12 protein-coding genes and 1 pseudogene are annotated in these 16615 nt (G+C 73.8%); 1 reads left to right on the top strand and 12 read right to left on the bottom strand.

Annotated elements, in window-relative coordinates:
* Positions 1-33: 33 nt before the first annotated feature.
* Both EV383_RS15310 and metK read right to left on the bottom strand, forming a co-directional pair.
* Complete coding sequence (locus EV383_RS15310) at positions 34-2208, bottom strand: primosomal protein N' (protein ID WP_165438360.1); 2175 nt, start codon at positions 2206-2208, stop codon at positions 34-36.
* Between the two features lie 177 nt (positions 2209-2385).
* Complete coding sequence (gene metK, locus EV383_RS15305; protein WP_130290540.1) at positions 2386-3588, bottom strand: methionine adenosyltransferase; 1203 nt, start codon at positions 3586-3588, stop codon at positions 2386-2388.
* A gap of 320 nt (positions 3589-3908) precedes the next feature.
* Between metK and EV383_RS15300 the strand changes: the two genes are divergently transcribed.
* Positions 3909-4490, top strand: a complete 582-nt coding sequence (locus tag EV383_RS15300) for an SH3 domain-containing protein (RefSeq protein WP_130290539.1) — start codon at positions 3909-3911, stop codon at positions 4488-4490.
* A 69-nt stretch (positions 4491-4559) separates the two neighbouring features.
* On the opposite strand, the gene coaBC is transcribed toward EV383_RS15300, so the two are convergent.
* The 10 genes and pseudogenes from coaBC to pyrR all read right to left on the bottom strand — a co-directional run bounded on the left by coaBC (position 4560) and on the right by pyrR (position 16230).
* Positions 4560-5825 carry a bifunctional phosphopantothenoylcysteine decarboxylase/phosphopantothenate--cysteine ligase CoaBC gene (coaBC, locus tag EV383_RS15295; protein ID WP_130290538.1) on the bottom strand — a complete coding sequence of 422 codons (1266 nt, stop codon included), beginning with the start codon at positions 5823-5825 and terminating at the stop codon, positions 4560-4562.
* A 5-nt stretch (positions 5826-5830) separates the two neighbouring features.
* Positions 5831-6094, bottom strand: a complete 264-nt coding sequence (gene rpoZ / locus EV383_RS15290) for a DNA-directed RNA polymerase subunit omega (RefSeq protein WP_130294481.1) — start codon at positions 6092-6094, stop codon at positions 5831-5833.
* A gap of 85 nt (positions 6095-6179) precedes the next feature.
* The gene (gene gmk, locus EV383_RS15285; RefSeq protein ID WP_130290537.1) at positions 6180-6815 is read right to left on the bottom strand and encodes a guanylate kinase; all 636 of its coding nucleotides are present in this window, start codon (positions 6813-6815) and stop codon (positions 6180-6182) included.
* 6 nt (positions 6816-6821) lie between these two features.
* On the bottom strand, positions 6822-7136 hold the full coding sequence (mihF, locus tag EV383_RS15280) for an integration host factor, actinobacterial type (RefSeq protein ID WP_130290536.1): 315 nt from the start codon (positions 7134-7136) through the stop codon (positions 6822-6824).
* 336 nt (positions 7137-7472) lie between these two features.
* A complete protein-coding gene (pyrF, locus tag EV383_RS15275) occupies positions 7473-8354 on the bottom strand; it encodes an orotidine-5'-phosphate decarboxylase (protein ID WP_242623471.1) in 882 nt (293 codons plus the stop codon).
* Positions 8355-8356: 2 nt separating this feature from the next.
* The gene (gene carB / locus EV383_RS15270) at positions 8357-11761 is read right to left on the bottom strand and encodes a carbamoyl-phosphate synthase large subunit (RefSeq protein ID WP_242623116.1); all 3405 of its coding nucleotides are present in this window, start codon (positions 11759-11761) and stop codon (positions 8357-8359) included.
* A 485-nt stretch (positions 11762-12246) separates the two neighbouring features.
* Positions 12247-13350 (bottom strand): annotated as a pseudogene (carA, locus tag EV383_RS15265) (glutamine-hydrolyzing carbamoyl-phosphate synthase small subunit); the annotation flags it as partial.
* Positions 13347-14639, bottom strand: coding sequence for a dihydroorotase (locus tag EV383_RS15260; protein WP_130290534.1), 1293 nt, complete (start codon positions 14637-14639; stop codon positions 13347-13349). The pseudogene carA and the gene EV383_RS15260, both read right to left, overlap by 4 nt.
* The gene (locus EV383_RS15255; RefSeq protein WP_130290533.1) at positions 14636-15580 is read right to left on the bottom strand and encodes an aspartate carbamoyltransferase catalytic subunit; all 945 of its coding nucleotides are present in this window, start codon (positions 15578-15580) and stop codon (positions 14636-14638) included. Before EV383_RS15255 ends, EV383_RS15260 begins: the two co-directional genes overlap by 4 nt.
* Positions 15577-16230, bottom strand: a complete 654-nt coding sequence (gene pyrR / locus EV383_RS15250) for a bifunctional pyr operon transcriptional regulator/uracil phosphoribosyltransferase PyrR (RefSeq protein WP_130290532.1) — start codon at positions 16228-16230, stop codon at positions 15577-15579. The genes EV383_RS15255 and pyrR overlap by 4 nt, the downstream gene beginning before the upstream one ends.
* Positions 16231-16615 lie beyond the last annotated feature (385 nt).

Raw genomic sequence — 16615 nt, 5'->3', positions numbered from 1 at the left:
GACAGCGCACATCCGGGCGGGACCGGGTCCGGCTCAGCCGATCTCCGACGGGTCCAGGCGCACGCGCACCGGCTCGGCCGCCTTACGGGCGCTGCGACCGGCCTGCGCCGCCGCCAGGGCGGCGGCCAGCTCCCGTCCGGACGCCCGCGGCACCCGCAGGAGCGCCCGCTCCCGGATCTCGTCGTCCGACCCGTGACCGGACGACGGGCCCGACGACGGACCGGACGGCCGCTCCGGCGGGTCGATCTCCACCGGGCCCAGCAGCTCCACGCCCGAGGGCGCCCGGTCCGCCGCCAGCACCGCGTCGACGACCTCGGCCACGGCCCCGGGCGGTCCCTCCACGGCAGCCATCCGGACCGCGGGCGGGAACCCCACCTCGGCGCGCGCGGCGAGCTCGGCCTCGGCGTGCCCGGCCGGGTCCCAGCGCACGAGCGCCTGCACCGTCGGCAGCGACGAGTCCGCGACGACCACGACGCGACCGCCGTCGCCGTGCGGCACCACCGCGGCCGCCGCGGCGAACCACCGTCGCAGCGTCTCCTCGGCGACCTTGAGGTCCGGGCGCGACAGCATCGCCCACCCGTCGAGCAGCAGCGCCGCGCCGTACCCGCCCTCGACGGCCGGTTCGGCCCCCGGCGTGGCGACCACCAGCGACGGCTCGGCCGCCACCGTGGACAGCACCGGCGCGCCGCCGCCGGAGGAGCGCACGGACACGCCGGGGAAGGCACGCCCCAGCTCCTCCGACGTCCGCCCGGCGCCGACCACACCGGCACGCAGCCGGCGCGACCCGCAGCCCCCGCACCGGTAGGCGGGCTCCGCCCGGCCGCACCAGCGGCAGTGCGGCAGCCCGGCGGCGCCGTCCGGCGCTCCCCCGGCACCGGGACGGGGCAGACCCAGGGGGCCCGCGCAGTGCCGGCACCGCGCGGTCTCCCGGCACGAGGCACACGCCAGCCACGGCAGGTACCCGGCGCGCGGCACCTGCACCAGCACCGGGCGCCCCGCACCCAGCGCCGCCCGCGCGGCCTCGAACGCCACCGCCGGTACCCGGGCAGCGCGCGCCGTGGGGTCGCGCGCGAGCTGGGTGTCGGTCTCGCCGATCGCGGTGATCCGCGGCGCGCGCTCCCGCACGATGGCGCGGTCGGCCGCGATGGGGCTCGCCCAGCGGGAGTCGACGAGCACCTGCGACTCCGCGGTCCGGGCGAACCCGCCCACCAGCAGCGCCGCTCCGGCCCGGTGCGCGCGCAGCACCAGGACGTCACGCACGTGCGGGTACGGGGCGCGGGGCTCGGTGTGCGAGTCGTCACCGTCGTCCCAGACCGCGAGCAGGCCCAGGTCCGACAACGGCGCGAACGCCGCCGACCGGGTCCCGATCACGACCCGCACCGCGCCCCGTCGCACCGAGAGCCAGCGCCGGTAGCGCTCCGCCGGGCCGAGGTCCGCCGACAGCGCGACCACACCGTCGTCGCCGACGAGCGCCGAACACGCGGCCAGCAGCCGCTCGACGTCGCGCTGGTCGGGGACCACCAGCAGGGCACCCCGCCCGGCGGCCGCGGTCTGCGCGGCGGCCTCGGCCAGGCGCGCCGCCCAGTCCTCCCCCGGCAGCGCCTGCCAGACCGCGTGCGCGGCCCGGCCTCCGGCGAGGGCGTCCAGGAACGACTCGCCGCGCGGGTACGCGGCCCAGCCGGCCCGGTCGGGGGTGAGCTCGTCGGGCCCCGGGGTCCGCTCGCGCGGCTTCTCCGCCTCGACGCGGGCGTGCCGCGGCGGGACGGCCATCCGCAGCACGTCGGCCAGCACACCGGCGTAGCGGTCGGCCACGGCCCGGCACAGCTGCTCGACCTCTGCGGTGAGCACCGGCTCGGCCGAGACGACCTTGTCGATCCAGGCGAGCTTCCCGGTGTGCGCGGACTCCTCGGCCCGGGCGAGCAGGTAGCCGTCGACCAGACGGCCGGCGAACCGGACCCGGACCCGGACGCCGGGGACCGCCTGGTCGTCGAGGTGGGCGGGTACCCGGTAGTCGAACGGGCGGTCCAGATGCGCCAGGCCGACGTCCACCGCGACCCGGGCGACCGGCAGCGCGGCGGCCGGGCGCCACTCGCCGCGGGTCCTGCTCGCCGGTGGGGTGCTCACGCCCCGGGGTCTACCAGACGGCCCGGAGCCCGCCCGCGGCAGCGGGCACGGACCGGGGGCCGGCGACGTCGTGATCGTGGACATGGGCCGAGCATGCCCCCCGACCCCGACAGTTCCGCCGGACCGCGCGACCACGGACGAACGAGCGGCACTCTCGTCGTAGAGGTTCCGACGAGAGTGCCGCTCGTCGGGACCGGAGCCGGACAGACCACCGGCCGGGTCCGGCGAACCGGACCCGGCCGATGGACAGGGAGAACCGCCTCAGCTACCGGCGGCCGACTTCAGCGCGTCCGCGCGGGAGGTGTCCTCCCACGGGAGCTCGACGTCGGTGCGGCCGAAGTGGCCGTACGCGGCGGTCGGCGCGTAGATCGGGCGCAGCAGCTTCAGGTCGCGGATGATCGCGGCCGGACGCAGGTCGAAGACCTCCTCGATCGCGGCCTGGATCTTCGCCGGGTCCACGTTCTCGGTGCCGAAGGTCTCGACGAACAGCCCGACCGGGGCGGCCTTGCCGATCGCGTAGGCGACCTGGACCTCGATCCGCTGGGCCAGGCCCGCGGCGACGGCGTTCTTGGCGACCCAGCGCATCGCGTAGGCCGCGGAACGGTCCACCTTCGACGGGTCCTTGCCGGAGAACGCGCCACCACCGTGACGGGCCATGCCGCCGTAGGTGTCGACGATGATCTTGCGGCCGGTGAGGCCGGCGTCACCCATCGGGCCGCCGAGCACGAAGCGGCCGGTCGGGTTGACCAGCAGCTTGGGCTGCGTGGCGTCCCAGCCCAGCGCCTCCACCTCGGGGGTGACGACGTGCTGCAGGATGTCCGGCGTCAGCATCCCGTCGAGGTCGACGTCCGCCGCGTGCTGGCTGGAGACGACGACGGTGTCGAGACGGGCCGGCTTCTCGCCGTCGTACTCGATGGTGACCTGGGTCTTACCGTCGGCGCGCAGGTACGGCAGCGTGCCGTTCTTGCGGACCTCGGTCAGGCGGCGCGACAGCCGGTGCGACAGCGCGATCGGCAGCGGCATGAGCTCCGGCGTGTCCATGCACGCGTAGCCGAACATCAGGCCCTGGTCGCCCGCGCCCTGCTTGGCGATCTCGTCCTCGGCCGACTCGACGCGCTTCTCGTAGGCGGTGTCCACGCCCTGCGCGATGTCCGGGGACTGCGCACCGATCGCGATGTTGACGCCACAGGTCGTTCCGTCGAAGCCCTTGGACGACGAGTCGTACCCGATCTCCAGGATCCGGTCCCGGACGATCTTCACCAGGTCCGGCTTGGCCGTCGTGGTGACCTCACCGGCGACGTGCACCTGGCCGGTCGTGACCATCGTCTCGACCGCGACACGGCTGCTCGGATCCTGCTCGAGCATCGCGTCGAGGATCGAGTCGCTGATCGCGTCGCACATCTTGTCGGGATGACCTTCGGTCACCGACTCGCTGGTGAACAACCGTCGGCTCGTGTTCGACACGTGCTGTACTCCGTCCGATCGACTTGTCGCGGCCGTACGACCGCGCTCGTCCGGCCGGAACCATGATCGCTCCGGCCTCTGGGATTCCACCCTAGTCCAGTAAAGCCCGTCCTCCGATGTCCTGCATCACGCAACAGCGACACGGAGAGTGATTTCATGCCCTCGACCAGCAACGCTGAGTCGCTAGATGGGGTGATTGACGAGTGGATCACGAATCCGGAGCCCGCCCACTCGTTGGGCGAGACATCACCCCCGCACCGAGTGGGAGGTGAATCCACAGCAGCTGATCCACGCCCTTGCGGCACGGAGGTTTTCCCACGATGAAGGCGCACACCACGCCCGGACGGCGCATCGCCGCCGTCGCCGGCGCGCTCGCGATCGCCGGCGTCTCGACCGCGGCCCTGATCGCCGGCACGGCGTCCGCCGCCGGCACCGGCACCTGCACCTCGAGCGTCAACGTGCGGTCGGAGGCCAAGGAGTCCGCGCCCATCGTGGGCGTCTGCGAGCGCGGCGAGACCACCACCGTCGGCGAGAAGCGCAACGGCTTCGTCAAGCTCGACGAGTTCGGTGGCTGGGCCAACGCCCAGTACGTCAAGACCGGCTCCGAGGGCACCACGTCGAGCCCGAACCGCGCCGAGGAGAGCGACGACGAGGACTTCTTCTCCTCGCCGCGCAGCTCCGAGTCCCCGCGGTCGTCGGAGTCGTCGCCGAGCTCGAGCAGCCCGCGATCGGGCAGCAACCCGGAGCGGTCCGAGGGCAGCAGCACCTCCCCGAGCGGCTCCGAGTCCTCGCCGCGCAGCGGCAGCTCGTCGCCGAGCTCCTCGGAGTCGTCCCCGAGCAGCAGCAGCTCCTCGCCGCGCATGACGACCTCGCCGAGCAGCAGCTCCGACCTCGACGACTGAGGCACCCCGACAGCCCTCGTGGGGCGGTACCGGAGAACCCCGGGACCGCCCCACGGGCGCGTCACGGGCCTACAGGCGCTCGACGACCGCGTCCCAGACCCGTGAGGCCAGCAGCGCCTTCGAGCCGTTCGGGATCTCGCTCTCCCCGCCGTCGGCACCGAGCAGCCAGCCGGCGTTCTCGCCGACCTCGAACGCCTTCCCGTCCCCGACCGCGTTGACGACGAGCAGGTCGCACCCCTTGCGGCGCAGCTTGGCCCGCCCGTGGTGCAGCACGTCCCCGGACGCGTCACCGGTCTCCGCGGCGAAGCCGACGACGACCTGCCCGGGGGCCCGCTCGCGGACCAGCCCGGCCAGGATGTCCGGGTTCTGCGCGAGCCGCAGCGGCTCCGGTTCGGCGTCACCGCGCTTGATCTTGTCGACGGCCAGGTCGACCGGGCGGAAGTCGGCGACGGCGGCGGCCATCACGACCGCGTCCGCGTCCTGCGCGGCGTCGTGCACGGCGGCCTGCAGCTGCGCGGCCGAGCCGGCCCGCACCACGTCGACGGCGGCCGGGTCCGGCAGGTCCGCGGTGTGCGCGGCGACGAGCGTGACCCGCGCCCCGCGCTGGGCCGCGACCCGGGCCAGGGCGTAGCCCTGACGCCCCGAGGACCGGTTGCCCAGGAACCGGACCGGATCCAGCGCCTCGCGCGTCCCCCCGGCGGAGACGACGACGTGCCGTCCGGCCAGGTCGCGGGGCAGCGCATCCCCGCGCTCGAGCAGCAGGCGGGCGAAGTCGGCGATCTCGGACGGGTCGGGCAGTCGTCCGGGGCCGGTGTCCTTGCCGGTCAGACGGCCGGAGGCGGGTTCGAGCACGACCGTCCCGCGGGAGCGCAGCAGCGCCACGTTGTCCCGGGTCGCGGGGTGCTCCCACATCTCGGTGTGCATCGCCGGAGCCAGCAGGACCGGACATCGCGCGGTCAGCAGCGCGGCGGTCAGGAGGTCGTCGGAGCGGCCGTGGGCCACCCGCGCCATCAGGTCCGCGGTGGCCGGGGCGACGACGACGAGGTCGGCGCTCTGCCCGAGCTTCACGTGCGGCACGGACGGGACGTCGGTGAACACCCCGGTCGCGACCGGCTGCCCGGACAGGGCCTCGAACGTCGCGGCGCCGACGAAGTTCAGCGCGGACTCGGTCGGCAGGACCCGGACCGCGTGCCCGGTCTCGGTGAGACGGCGCAGCAGCTCGGCGCTCTTGTAGGCGGCGATGCCGCCGGCGACGCCGAGCAGGACCCGCGGACGGTCCGCGGACGAAACGGCCTCCCCCGACGGCTCGTCGGGGGAGGCGGGTCGTGCCGTCATCGGTACTACTGCTCGCCCTCGGTGTGCTCGAGCATGCCGGCCTGGATCTCGCGCATGGCGATCGAGAGCGGCTTCTCCCGCGGGCCCGGCTCGACGAGCGGTCCGACGTACTCCAGCAGGCCCTCGCCGAGCTGGGAGTAGTAGTCGTTGATCTGACGCGCGCGCTTGGCCGCGTAGATGACCAGCGCGTACTTCGAGCTCACCTGGCTCAGAAGGTCGTCGATCGGGGGGTTGGTGATGCCCTCGGGGGTGGTGGAGAGGCCGCTCATGGGCGTGCTCACTGGTGGAACTCCTGACGCGGTGCTCGGATCTGCGGTGCCGGGGCCGAAAGGTCCCGGCGGGAGTGGTCGTCGATCACGGGGAGGGGCTGGACACCCGCGGGCCGGTGTCACGAGAGGAGTCGGCCGACCCCGTCTCGCCACGGTCGACCGCCAACTCTACCAACCTGTCCACCGCGTCCTGCAGCACGTCGTTGACGACGACCACGTCGAACTCGTGCTGGGCGGCCAGCTCCTCCCGCGCGGTGAGCAACCGGCGCTCCCGCTGGGCGGGCGACTCCGTGCCGCGATCGGTGAGGCGGCGCTCGAGCTCGGCCATCGACGGCGGAGCGATGAACACCGTCAGCGCCTCCGGCAGCGCCGCCTTCACCGCGCGTGCGCCCTGCAGATCCACCTCGACGAGCACCGGGCTCCCGTCACCGAGGGCCCGCTCGACCGGCTCGCGCAGCGTCCCCGAGCGCTGCAGCCCGCCGTGCACCTCGGCCCACTCGAGCAGCTCGTCGCGGGCGATCAGCGCGTCGAAGCCGTCCCCGTCGACGAAGTGGTAGTCCCGGCCCGGGACCTCGCCCTCACGGGGGGCGCGGGTCGTGGCCGAGACGCTGAACACCAGACCGGGCACGGCGGCCCGGAGTCCGGCGACCAGGTGGGACTTGCCCACCCCGGACGGCCCGGCCAGCACGAGCAGCCGGCCGGGAGCGCGCGAGGTGGACATGACGACTCAGGCCGAGAACTCGGCCAGCAGCGCCTTGCGCTGACGCTCGCCGAGGCCACGCAGACGGCGGCTGGGGGCGATCTCGAGACGCTCCATGAGCGACGCGGCGCGGACCTTGCCGACGCCCGGCATCGCCTCGAGCAGAGCCGAGACCTTCATCTTGCCGAGGACCTCGTCGGTGTCGGACTGGGTCAGGACCTCACCGATCGTCGTGCCCCCACGCTTGAGGCGGTCCTTCAGCTCGGCCCGGGCGCGACGGGCGGCCGCGGCCTTCTCCAACGCAGCGGCGCGCTGTTCCTCGGTCAGCTGGGGAAGGGCCACGGTTCTCCTCCGATTGGTGCGATGTCTTCTCGACGCGGGTGATGCTCGGGTCCGCGGGGGGCGACCCGACGCCGGGCACGTCCCCCGGCTCCGTGAGCGAACGTACCCACGACCTCCCGGGGAGCGCCAATGGGGGTCCCACCACCGGGTTTGCGGGACGGTGAGTGATCACGGGCACGCCGCGACGGCCCGTGGTCGCGTGCGCCACTGGGCTCGCCGATCGGGCCCGTCGTCGCACCGAGCGCGTCGCCGGCGGGCACGCCCGTGCGACCGGCGGCCGCGGCCGGGGCCGAATCGCCGTCCGGCTCCGGGCGCCGACCTCGCGGCGCGGGCGGTTCAGCCCGCGTTGCGGCCTGCGGCCTCGATCTCGTCACTCAGCGCGAGCGCCGCGCCACGCAGCGCCGACGGGTCGGGCCCGGCCCGCAGGACCGAGCGCGCCGCGGCGGGCAGCACCGTGCCGCCGACCTCCCGGAACCTCGACGCGATGTCGGCCGGTCCGGCGCCCTGCGCACCCAGTCCGGGCACCAGGACCGGGCCGTTCAGCGCGGACAGGTCCAGACCGTGCTCGGCGGTGGCGCCCACCACGATTCCCACCTGACCCAAGGGTGAGGTCCCGGCGCCCTCCGCGGCCGCGGCGTCCACGATCGCTTGCGCCACAGAGACTTCCCCGGTGCGGGCGAGCTGCACCTGCGCGCCCTCCGGGTTGGACGTCCGGGCGAGCACGAACACCCCCCGACCGGCCTCGGCGGCGGCGTCCAGCCCCGGCCGCAGCGACCCGAACCCGAGGTAGGGCGAGAGCGTGACGGCGTCCGCGCCCAGCGGGGCACCGACCCGCAGGTAGGCGTCGGCGTAGCCGTCCATGGTGGAACCGATGTCACCGCGCTTGACGTCGAGCACGCTCAGCGTGCCGGTGCCGGTCAGACCGGCCAGCAGCCGTTCCAGGACCGCGATCCCCCGCGAGCCGTGGCGTTCGAAGAACGCCGACTGCGGTTTGACCGACGACACGTGCCCGGCCAGCGCGGACAGGCAGGTGTCGGCGAAGACTGCGAGCCCGTCCGCGTCGTCGGGCAGACCCCAGTCAGCGAGCAGACCCGGGTGCGGGTCGATCCCCACGCACAGCGGCCCGTACCGGGCGACGGCGTCGGTGAGCCGCCGCCCGAACGGTGCCTGCGCCGACGCCGGCACCGGCTCACGGGCGACGTGGCCGCCCGAGGACAGCGTCACGACGTCGCCTCCGCAGAGGACCCCGGGGAGACGACGGCCGAGGCCGACGGGGTCGGGGTCGACGAGGACGGGGCCGATGTGGACGACGCGGCGCGCTGCTCGCGCAGGGCCGCGTGCGCCTGCTGCAGCGACCGCACGCCGAGCCCGCCGGAGATCAGCGCCTCGATCCCCTGCACCGCCGCGGCCGCCCCCTGCACCGTCGTGATGCACGGGATCCCGCGGGACACGGCGGCGGCGCGGATCTCGTAGCCGTCCACCCGGGGCCCGGGGTTGCCGACCGGGGTGTTGAGGATCAGGTCGACCTCCCCGGCGATGATCGTGTCCACGATGGTCGGGGCGTCGGCGCTGGAGCCCTCGCTGTGCTTACGCGCGACGGTGACCTCGATCCCGTTGCGGCGCAGCACCTCCGCCGTGCCCTCGGTGGCGAGGATCTGGAAGCCGATGTCGGCCAGGCGCCGGACGGGGAACATCATCGCCCGCTTGTCCCGGTCGGCGATCGAGACGAACACCGTCCCGGAGACCGGCAGCGAGCCGTACGCCGCGGCCTGCGACTTCGCGAACGCCGGCCCGAAGGCGCGGTCGAAGCCCATCACCTCACCGGTGGACTTCATCTCCGGTCCGAGCAGCGGGTCGACGCCGAGACCGTCCTTGGTGCGGAAGCGGTTGAACGGCAGCACCGCCTCCTTCACCGCGACCGGCGCGTCGCGGCCGGGGTTGCCACCGTCCCCGGTGGACGGCAGCAGCCCCTCGGTGCGCAGCTCGGCGATCGTCGCGCCCAGCATGATCCGCGCGGCGGCCTTGGCCAGCGGCACCGACGTCGCCTTGGACACGAACGGCACCGTGCGGCTGGCGCGGGGGTTGGCCTCGATCACGTAGAGCGTGTCGCCGTGCAGCGCGTACTGCACGTTGAGCAGCCCACGGACGCCGACACCGTGCGCGATCGCCTCGGTGGACCGACGGACCTGCTCGATCACGCTGTGGCCCAGCGTGATCGGGGGCAGCGTGCAGGAGGAGTCGCCGGAGTGCACGCCGGCCTCCTCGATGTGCTCCATCACGCCGCCGAGGAAGACCTCGGTGCCGTCGCACAGGGCGTCGACGTCGATCTCGATGGAGTCGTCGAGGAACTTGTCGACCATCACCGGACGGTCCTGGCTGACGGTGGTGGCGCGGGCGATGTAGCCGCGCAGCGTCTCGTCGTCGTAGACGATCTCCATGCCGCGCCCGCCGAGCACGTAGGACGGTCGCACGAGGACCGGGTAGCCGATCCGCGCGGCGATCTCGCGGGCCTGCTCGAACGAGGTCGCCATGCCGAACTCCGGCGCGGGCAGCCCGGCCTTGCGCAGCACCTCGCCGAACGCGCCGCGGTCCTCGGCCAGGTCGATCGCCGCGGCGCTGGTCCCGACGACCGGGACACCGGCCGCGGTCAGCCGCTGGGCGAGCCCGAGCGGGGTCTGCCCGCCCAGCTGCACGATCACGCCGGCGACGGTGCCGGACTGCTGCTCGGCGTGCACGACCTCGAGCACGTCCTCGAAGGTGAGCGGCTCGAAGTAGAGGCGGTCCGCGGTGTCGTAGTCGGTGGACACCGTCTCCGGGTTGCAGTTGACCATCACGGTCTCGAACCCGGCGGAGCGCAACGCCATCACCGCGTGCACGCAGGAGTAGTCGAACTCGATGCCCTGCCCGATCCGGTTCGGGCCCGAGCCCAGGATCAGGACCTTGGGCTTCTCGGTCTGCGGGGCGATCTCCGACTCCGCGCTCGGGTCGGTCTCGTAGGCGCTGTAGTGGTACGGCGTCCTCGCGGCGAACTCGGCGGCGCAGGTGTCGACGGTCTTGTAGACCGGCCGGATGCCCAGGCGGTGGCGCAGCGCGCGCACCCCGTCCTCCCCGGCGAACTCCGGGCGGACGACGGCGAGCTGGCGGTCCGAGAGGCCGTGGCGCTTGGCGCGGCGCAGCAGGTCCGCGTCCAGCACCGGGGCGGCCTCGAGCTCGGCACGCAGCTCGCCGAGCAGGGCGATCTGGTCGACGAACCACGGGTCCACGCCGGAGGACTTCGCGACGTCGGCGACGCTCGCCCCGCCCCTCAGGGCCCGGTCGATGTCGTAGATCCGCCCGTCGACGGGGGTGGCGACGTCCGGCTCGGTGTCCGGGTCGGGCTGGGTCCAGAACCCGGCGAGGCTGCGTTCCATCGACCGCATGGCCTTGCCGAGGGCCTCCGGGAACGAGCGGCCCAGGGCCATCGCCTCACCGACGGACTTCATCGTGGTGGTGAGCTGCGGGTCCGCGCCGGGGAACTTCTCGAACGCGAACCGCGGGATCTTGACCACGACGTAGTCCAGCGTCGGCTCGAACGCGGCCGGGGTCTCGCCGGTGATGTCGTTGCGGATCTCGTCCAACGTGTACCCGACGGCGAGGCGTGCGGCGATCTTCGCGATCGGGAAGCCGGTCGCCTTGGACGCCAGCGCCGAGGACCGCGAGACGCGCGGGTTCATCTCGATCACGACCAGGCGCCCGGTCTCCGGGTGGATCGCGAACTGGATGTTGCAGCCGCCGGTGTCGACGCCGACCGCGCGCAGCACCTCGATGCCGACGTCGCGCATGTGCTGGTACTCGCGGTCGGTCAGGGTCATCGCCGGGGCGACGGTGATCGAGTCACCGGTGTGCACGCCCATCGGGTCGAGGTTCTCGATCGAGCAGACGACGACCACGTTGTCGTGGTGGTCGCGCATGAGCTCGAGCTCGTACTCCTTCCACCCGAGCACCGACTCCTCGATCAGCACCTCGGTGACCGGGGACGCGGCCAGGCCCTGCCCGGCGAGACGCTCCAGCTCGGTCTCGTCGTAGGCCAGGCCGGAGCCGAGCCCGCCCATCGTGAACGACGGCCGGATGACCACCGGCAGGCCGAGCTCGCCGACGGCGGCGCGCACCTCGGCCATCGAGTGGCAGACCTGCGAGCGCGGGACGTCGCCGCCGATGGAGGTGACGATGTCCTTGAACTTGAGCCGGTCCTCGCCCTTCTCGATCGCCTCGACGTCGGCGCCGATCAGCTCGACGCCGTAGCGCTCGAGGACGCCGTTGTGGTGCAGGGCGATCGCGGTGTTCAGCGCGGTCTGGCCACCCAGGGTGGCGAGGATCGCGGTGATCGGGGTGCCGTTGTCGCGTTCGGCGGCGATCACCTTCTCCACGAACTCCGGGGTGATCGGCTCGACGTAGGTGGCGTCGGCGAACTCCGGGTCGGTCATGATCGTCGCCGGGTTGGAGTTGACCAGCGAGACGCGGATCCCCTCGGCCTGCAGCACGCGGCAGGCCTGGGTCCCGGAGTAGTCGAACTCGCACGCCTGGCCGATCACGATCGGCCCGGAGCCGATCACCATCACGTGGGAGATGTCGTCGCGGCGGGGCATCAGCGGTCCTCCTGCCGGGGCTGTGCGGTCGCGTCCCCGTGGGTGGTGGGGGGCTCGTCGTCGGGTCGTGGCGGTGGCCACGGGCGGTCGGTGACGGGGCCGGATCGTCCGGCCACGCCACCGGCGTGGGCGGTGCCGGCCGGGTCGGACGGGTCGTCGTCACCGGGGCGGCGGCGGACCAGCGCGTCCTCGACGTCGGAGAACGGCGCGGTCAGCGGGTCCGGCTCGGAGCCCGAGGGGGCGACGACCGGGAACGGGCCGGTCGGGGCCTCGGCGTCCGCGTCGACCGTGTCCAGGGGCCTGCCGTCGTTGGAGACGGTCGGGGCCGGGCCCGGGTCGAGCACGGGCCGCTCCACCTCGACCCGCTCCGGCTCGGGCAGGCCCGCGTCGATCGGGCCCGCGTCGGCCGGACGGTCCGTTCCGGCCGGGACCGCGCCGGGCAGGGGCACGCCCGCGGCGCCGCCGTAGCCGACCGGGTGCTCGGCCATCAGCGTCACGAAGCGGTCGAACAGGTCCGCGGCGTCGTGCGGGCCGGCCGCGGCCTCCGGGTGGTACTGGACGCTGAACGCCGGGAAGTCGATCCCGGCCAGGCCCTCGACGCAGCCGTCGTTCGGGCAGGTGTGGGTGATCTGCGCGTTCCCGTACGGGGTCCGGAACCTCTCCCCCGCCTCACCCGCGACGGCGAAGCCGTGGTTCTGCGAGGTGATCGCGACCCGCCCGGTGGCGTGCTCGATCACCGGGATGTTGATGCCGCGGTGGCCGTAGCGCAGCTTGTAGGTGCCCCGGCCCAGAGCGCGTCCGAGGATCTGGTTGCCGAAGCAGATCCCGAACAGCGGGATCCGGCGCTGGAGCACCTGCTGCGTCAGCGCGACCGGCCCGTCCGCGGTGGCCGGGTCGCCCGGGCCGTTGGCCAGGAAGAACCCGTCCGGGCGCAGCTCGTCGATCGCCTCGATCGCGGTGTCGGCGGGCAGCACGTGCACCTCGACGCCGCGCGCGGCCAGCATCCGCGGGGTGTTGAACTTGATCCCGACGTCGAGGGCGGCGACGACGAAGCGCCGTTCGCCCACCGCGGGGACGACGTAGGCCTTCTCCGTCGTCACCGCGCCGTAGAGGTCCGCACCCTCCATCGACGGGCTCTGGCGCACCCGCTCCACCAGGGACTCGTCGGGGGCCAGCGACGGCCCGGAGAACACCCCGGCCCGCATCGCGCCACGCTCACGCAGGTGGCGGACGGCAGCGCGGGTGTCGATGCCCGCGACCCCGACGACGCCCTGGGTGCGCAGTGCGTCCTCCAGCGAGGAGGTGGAGCGCCAGTTCGACGCCCGCCGCGACGGGTCGCGCACGACGTAGCCGGCGACCTGGATCCGCGCGGACTCGTCGTCCTCGGTGTTCCAGCCGGTGTTGCCGATCTGCGGCGCGGTCTGCAGCACGATCTGGCGGTGGTAGGACGGGTCGGTCAGCGTCTCCTGGTAGCCGGTCATGCCGGTGGTGAACACCGCCTCGCCGAGGGACTCCCCGACAGCCCCGAAGGACTCGCCGCGGAAGATCCGCCCGTCCTCGAGGACCAGTAGTGCTGTGTTGCCGGTCATGCCTGCACCTTTCCGTCCCGCGCGGTGATACGGCCACGCAGGATCGTCGCGGTCACCGCTCCGGGCAGCCGCATTCCCTCGTACGGCGTGTTCGCCGCCTTGCTCGCCAGTGCCGCCCCGCGCACCGTCCACTGCGCGTCCGGGTCGACGAGCGCGAACGTCGCCGGCTCGCCCTCGGCGATCGGACGGCCCTGGTCGGGCAGCCCGCCGATCTCGGCCGGACGCTCGGAGAGCACCCGTGCCACGCCGTGCCAGTCCAGCAGGCCCGGCTCCACCATCGTCTCCACCAGCACCGACAGCGCCGTCTGCAGCCCGAGCATCCCGGGCTTCGCGGCCTGCCACTCGGTGTCCTTGTACTGCGACGCGTGCGGGGCGTGGTCGGTCGCGACGACGTCGATGACGCCCTCGGCGAGCGCCTCGCGCATCGCGCGGGTGTCGGTGGCCGTGCGCAGCGGCGGGTTCACCTTGTTCACCGGGTCGTAGCCGGTGAGCCGGCCGTCGGTGAGCAGCAGGTGGTGCGGGGTGACCTCGGCCGAGACCCTGATCCCGGCCGCCTTCGCGGTGCGCAGGACGTCGATCGTGCGGGCGGAGGAGATGTGGCAGACGTGCAGCGCCGCGCCGGCGTCCCGGGCCAGGGCGCAGTCGCGGGCGACGATCGTCTCCTCGGCGCTCGCCGGCCATCCGGCCAGGCCCAGGCGGGCGGCGACCGCGCCCTCGTGCGCCTGCGCTCCGCCGGTGAGCCGGTGGTCCTCGGCGTGCTGGGCGATCACGACGCCGAGCGCGGAGGCGTACTCCAGCGCGCGGCGCATGATCAGCGGGTCGTTGACGCACTTCCCGTCGTCGGAGAACAGGCGGACCTGCGCCCGGGACGCCGCCATCGTGCCCATCTCGGCGAGGCGCTCCCCGCCGAGGCCGACGGTGACGGCGCCGACCGGGTGCACGTCGACGAGCCCGACCTCCTCGCCGCGGCGGCGCACGTGCTCGACGACGACGTCGGAGTCGGCCACCGGGTCGGTGTTCGGCATCGCGAACACCGCGGTGAACCCGCCCAGGGCCGCGGCGCGGCTGCCGGTCTCGATCGTCTCGGACTCCTCGCCGCCGGGCTCGCGCAGGTGTACGTGCAGGTCGACGAAGCCCGGCAGCAGGACCGCGCCGTCCGCGTCCAGGACCTCGGCGTCGGACGGGGCGTCGAGACCGTTCCCGATCGCGGTGACGACGCCGCCGGTCACCAGCACGTCGACGGCGTCCTCGCCGTACGGGCGCGCGTTCTTGATCAACAGGTCGGTCATTCCGGTGCTCCCGCGAGAAGGTGGTAGAGGACGGCCATCCGCACGTGCACGCCGTTGCGGACCTGGGCCAGGACCGCCGAGCTCGTGCCGTCGGCGACCGCGGGGGCGATCTCCATGCCGCGCACCATCGGGCCGGGGTGCAGCACCGGCGCGTCGTCGGGCAGCAGGGCGGCGCGGGTCTCGGACAGGCCGTAGCCCACCGCGTACTCCCGCGCCGAGGGGAAGAATCCGCCGTGCATCCTCTCGGCCTGCACCCGCAGCATCATCACCGCGTCCAGGGCGGGCAGCTCCGCGTCGAGCTCGTGGCTGACCCGGCACGGCCACTGGTCGACCCCGACCGGCAGCAGCGTCGGCGGCGCGACGAGCACCACCTCGGCACCGAGGGTGGCCAGCAGCAGCACGTTGGAGCGGGCGACCCGGCTGTGCAGCACGTCGCCGACGATCCCGATCCGCCGCCCGGCGATGCCGCCGAGGCGCTCGCGCAGCGTCGCGGCGTCGAGCAGCGCCTGCGTGGGATGCTCGTGGGTGCCGTCGCCGGCGTTGACGATGCTCGTGTGGGTGCCGGTGACGTCCTGACCGCGGTCCATCCAGCCCGCCAGACGATGTGCCGCCCCCGAGGCCGGGTGCCGCACGATCACGCAGTCGGCGCCCATCGAGGACAGCGTCAGGGCGGTGTCGCGCAGGGACTCCCCCTTCGACACCGACGAGCCGGACGCGCTGACGTTGACGGTGTCGGCGCTCATCCACTTGCCGGCGATCTCGAACGAGACCCGGGTCCGGGTGGAGTTCTCGTAGAACATCGTGATGACGGTGCGGCCGCGCAGCGTGGGCAGCTTGCGCACCTCGCGCCCGAGCAGGGCCTGGCGCAGCCGGTCGGAGGTGTCGAGCAGCGCGGTGGCCGCGGTCGCGTCCAGGTCGGCGACCGAGAGCAGATGCCTCATGCCTCTCCCTCCGGCTCGGTCCCGGGGCCGTCCGCCCCGATGCCGGCACCGGTGTCCGCGGGGGCGGCGGCCAGGCCGATCGCGACGCCGTCGCGCTCGTCGGACTCGGTGAGCATGACCAGGATCTGCTCGGTGCGGGCGGTGGGGACGTTCTTGCCCACGTAGTCGGCGCGGATCGGCAGCTCCCGGTGCCCGCGGTCGACCAGGACGGCGAGCTGAACCGCCCGCGGACGGCCCTCGTCGCGCAACGCGTCCAGGGCGGCGCGGGTGGTGCGCCCGGACATGAGGACGTCGTCGACGAGCACGATCAGCTTGTCGTCGACACCGCCCTCGGGCATCGCGGTGCTCTCCAGCGCCCGGGCCGGGCCGCGGCGCAGGTCGTCGCGGTAGAGCGTGGCGTCCACGGATCCGACGGCCGGGGTGGCGCCGGTGAACTCGGTGATCGCGGCGGCGAGGCGGTGCGCCAGGTGCACGCCGCGGGTCGGGACGCCGATCAGGACGAGATCGGCGGCGGAGTCCGGGGAGAACGCCGTCTTCTCGATGATCTGGTGCGCGATGCGCGCGACGGTGCGGGTGACGTCGGCCGCGCTGAGCAGTTCCCGCGTGGGGTCCTGCGCGCTCTCGACGTCCCCGCGGCGGAGGTTCGCCACGAGGTGCTCCTTCCCCGCCTCACGGGACGGGCTTTAAAGGACGGTGTGCCCGGCCAACCTAGCAACTCCGGGGCCTCCGACCGGCCTCGGACGGGGCGGACGCGACGAACGCCACGCTCGCCCGTCTCTCACCCGGGTGGCGTCACGGTCCGATCACGATGGACGGCCGTCGTGGTGGGACGGATGAGGTTCGCGATACCCGGTTCTGCGCAGCGCGGGGGTCACGGCCCGTCGCCCGCTCGGCTCTCGACGCCGGTTCCTGCACCGTCTGCTACCGCTGTCGGGGGACGGAGACTGACCCGAACGTGTGGGAATCGGCTCGTCAATGCCCCGAGAAGGGTAGCGAGCTTGACCGCGCCGGACAGGACCCGGAGGATTACTCTCC

The sequence above is a fragment of the Pseudonocardia sediminis genome (assembly GCF_004217185.1).
In the GTDB taxonomy this organism is placed as follows: domain Bacteria; phylum Actinomycetota; class Actinomycetes; order Mycobacteriales; family Pseudonocardiaceae; genus Pseudonocardia; species Pseudonocardia sediminis.
This window is presented reverse-complemented; position numbering and strand designations above follow the sequence as displayed.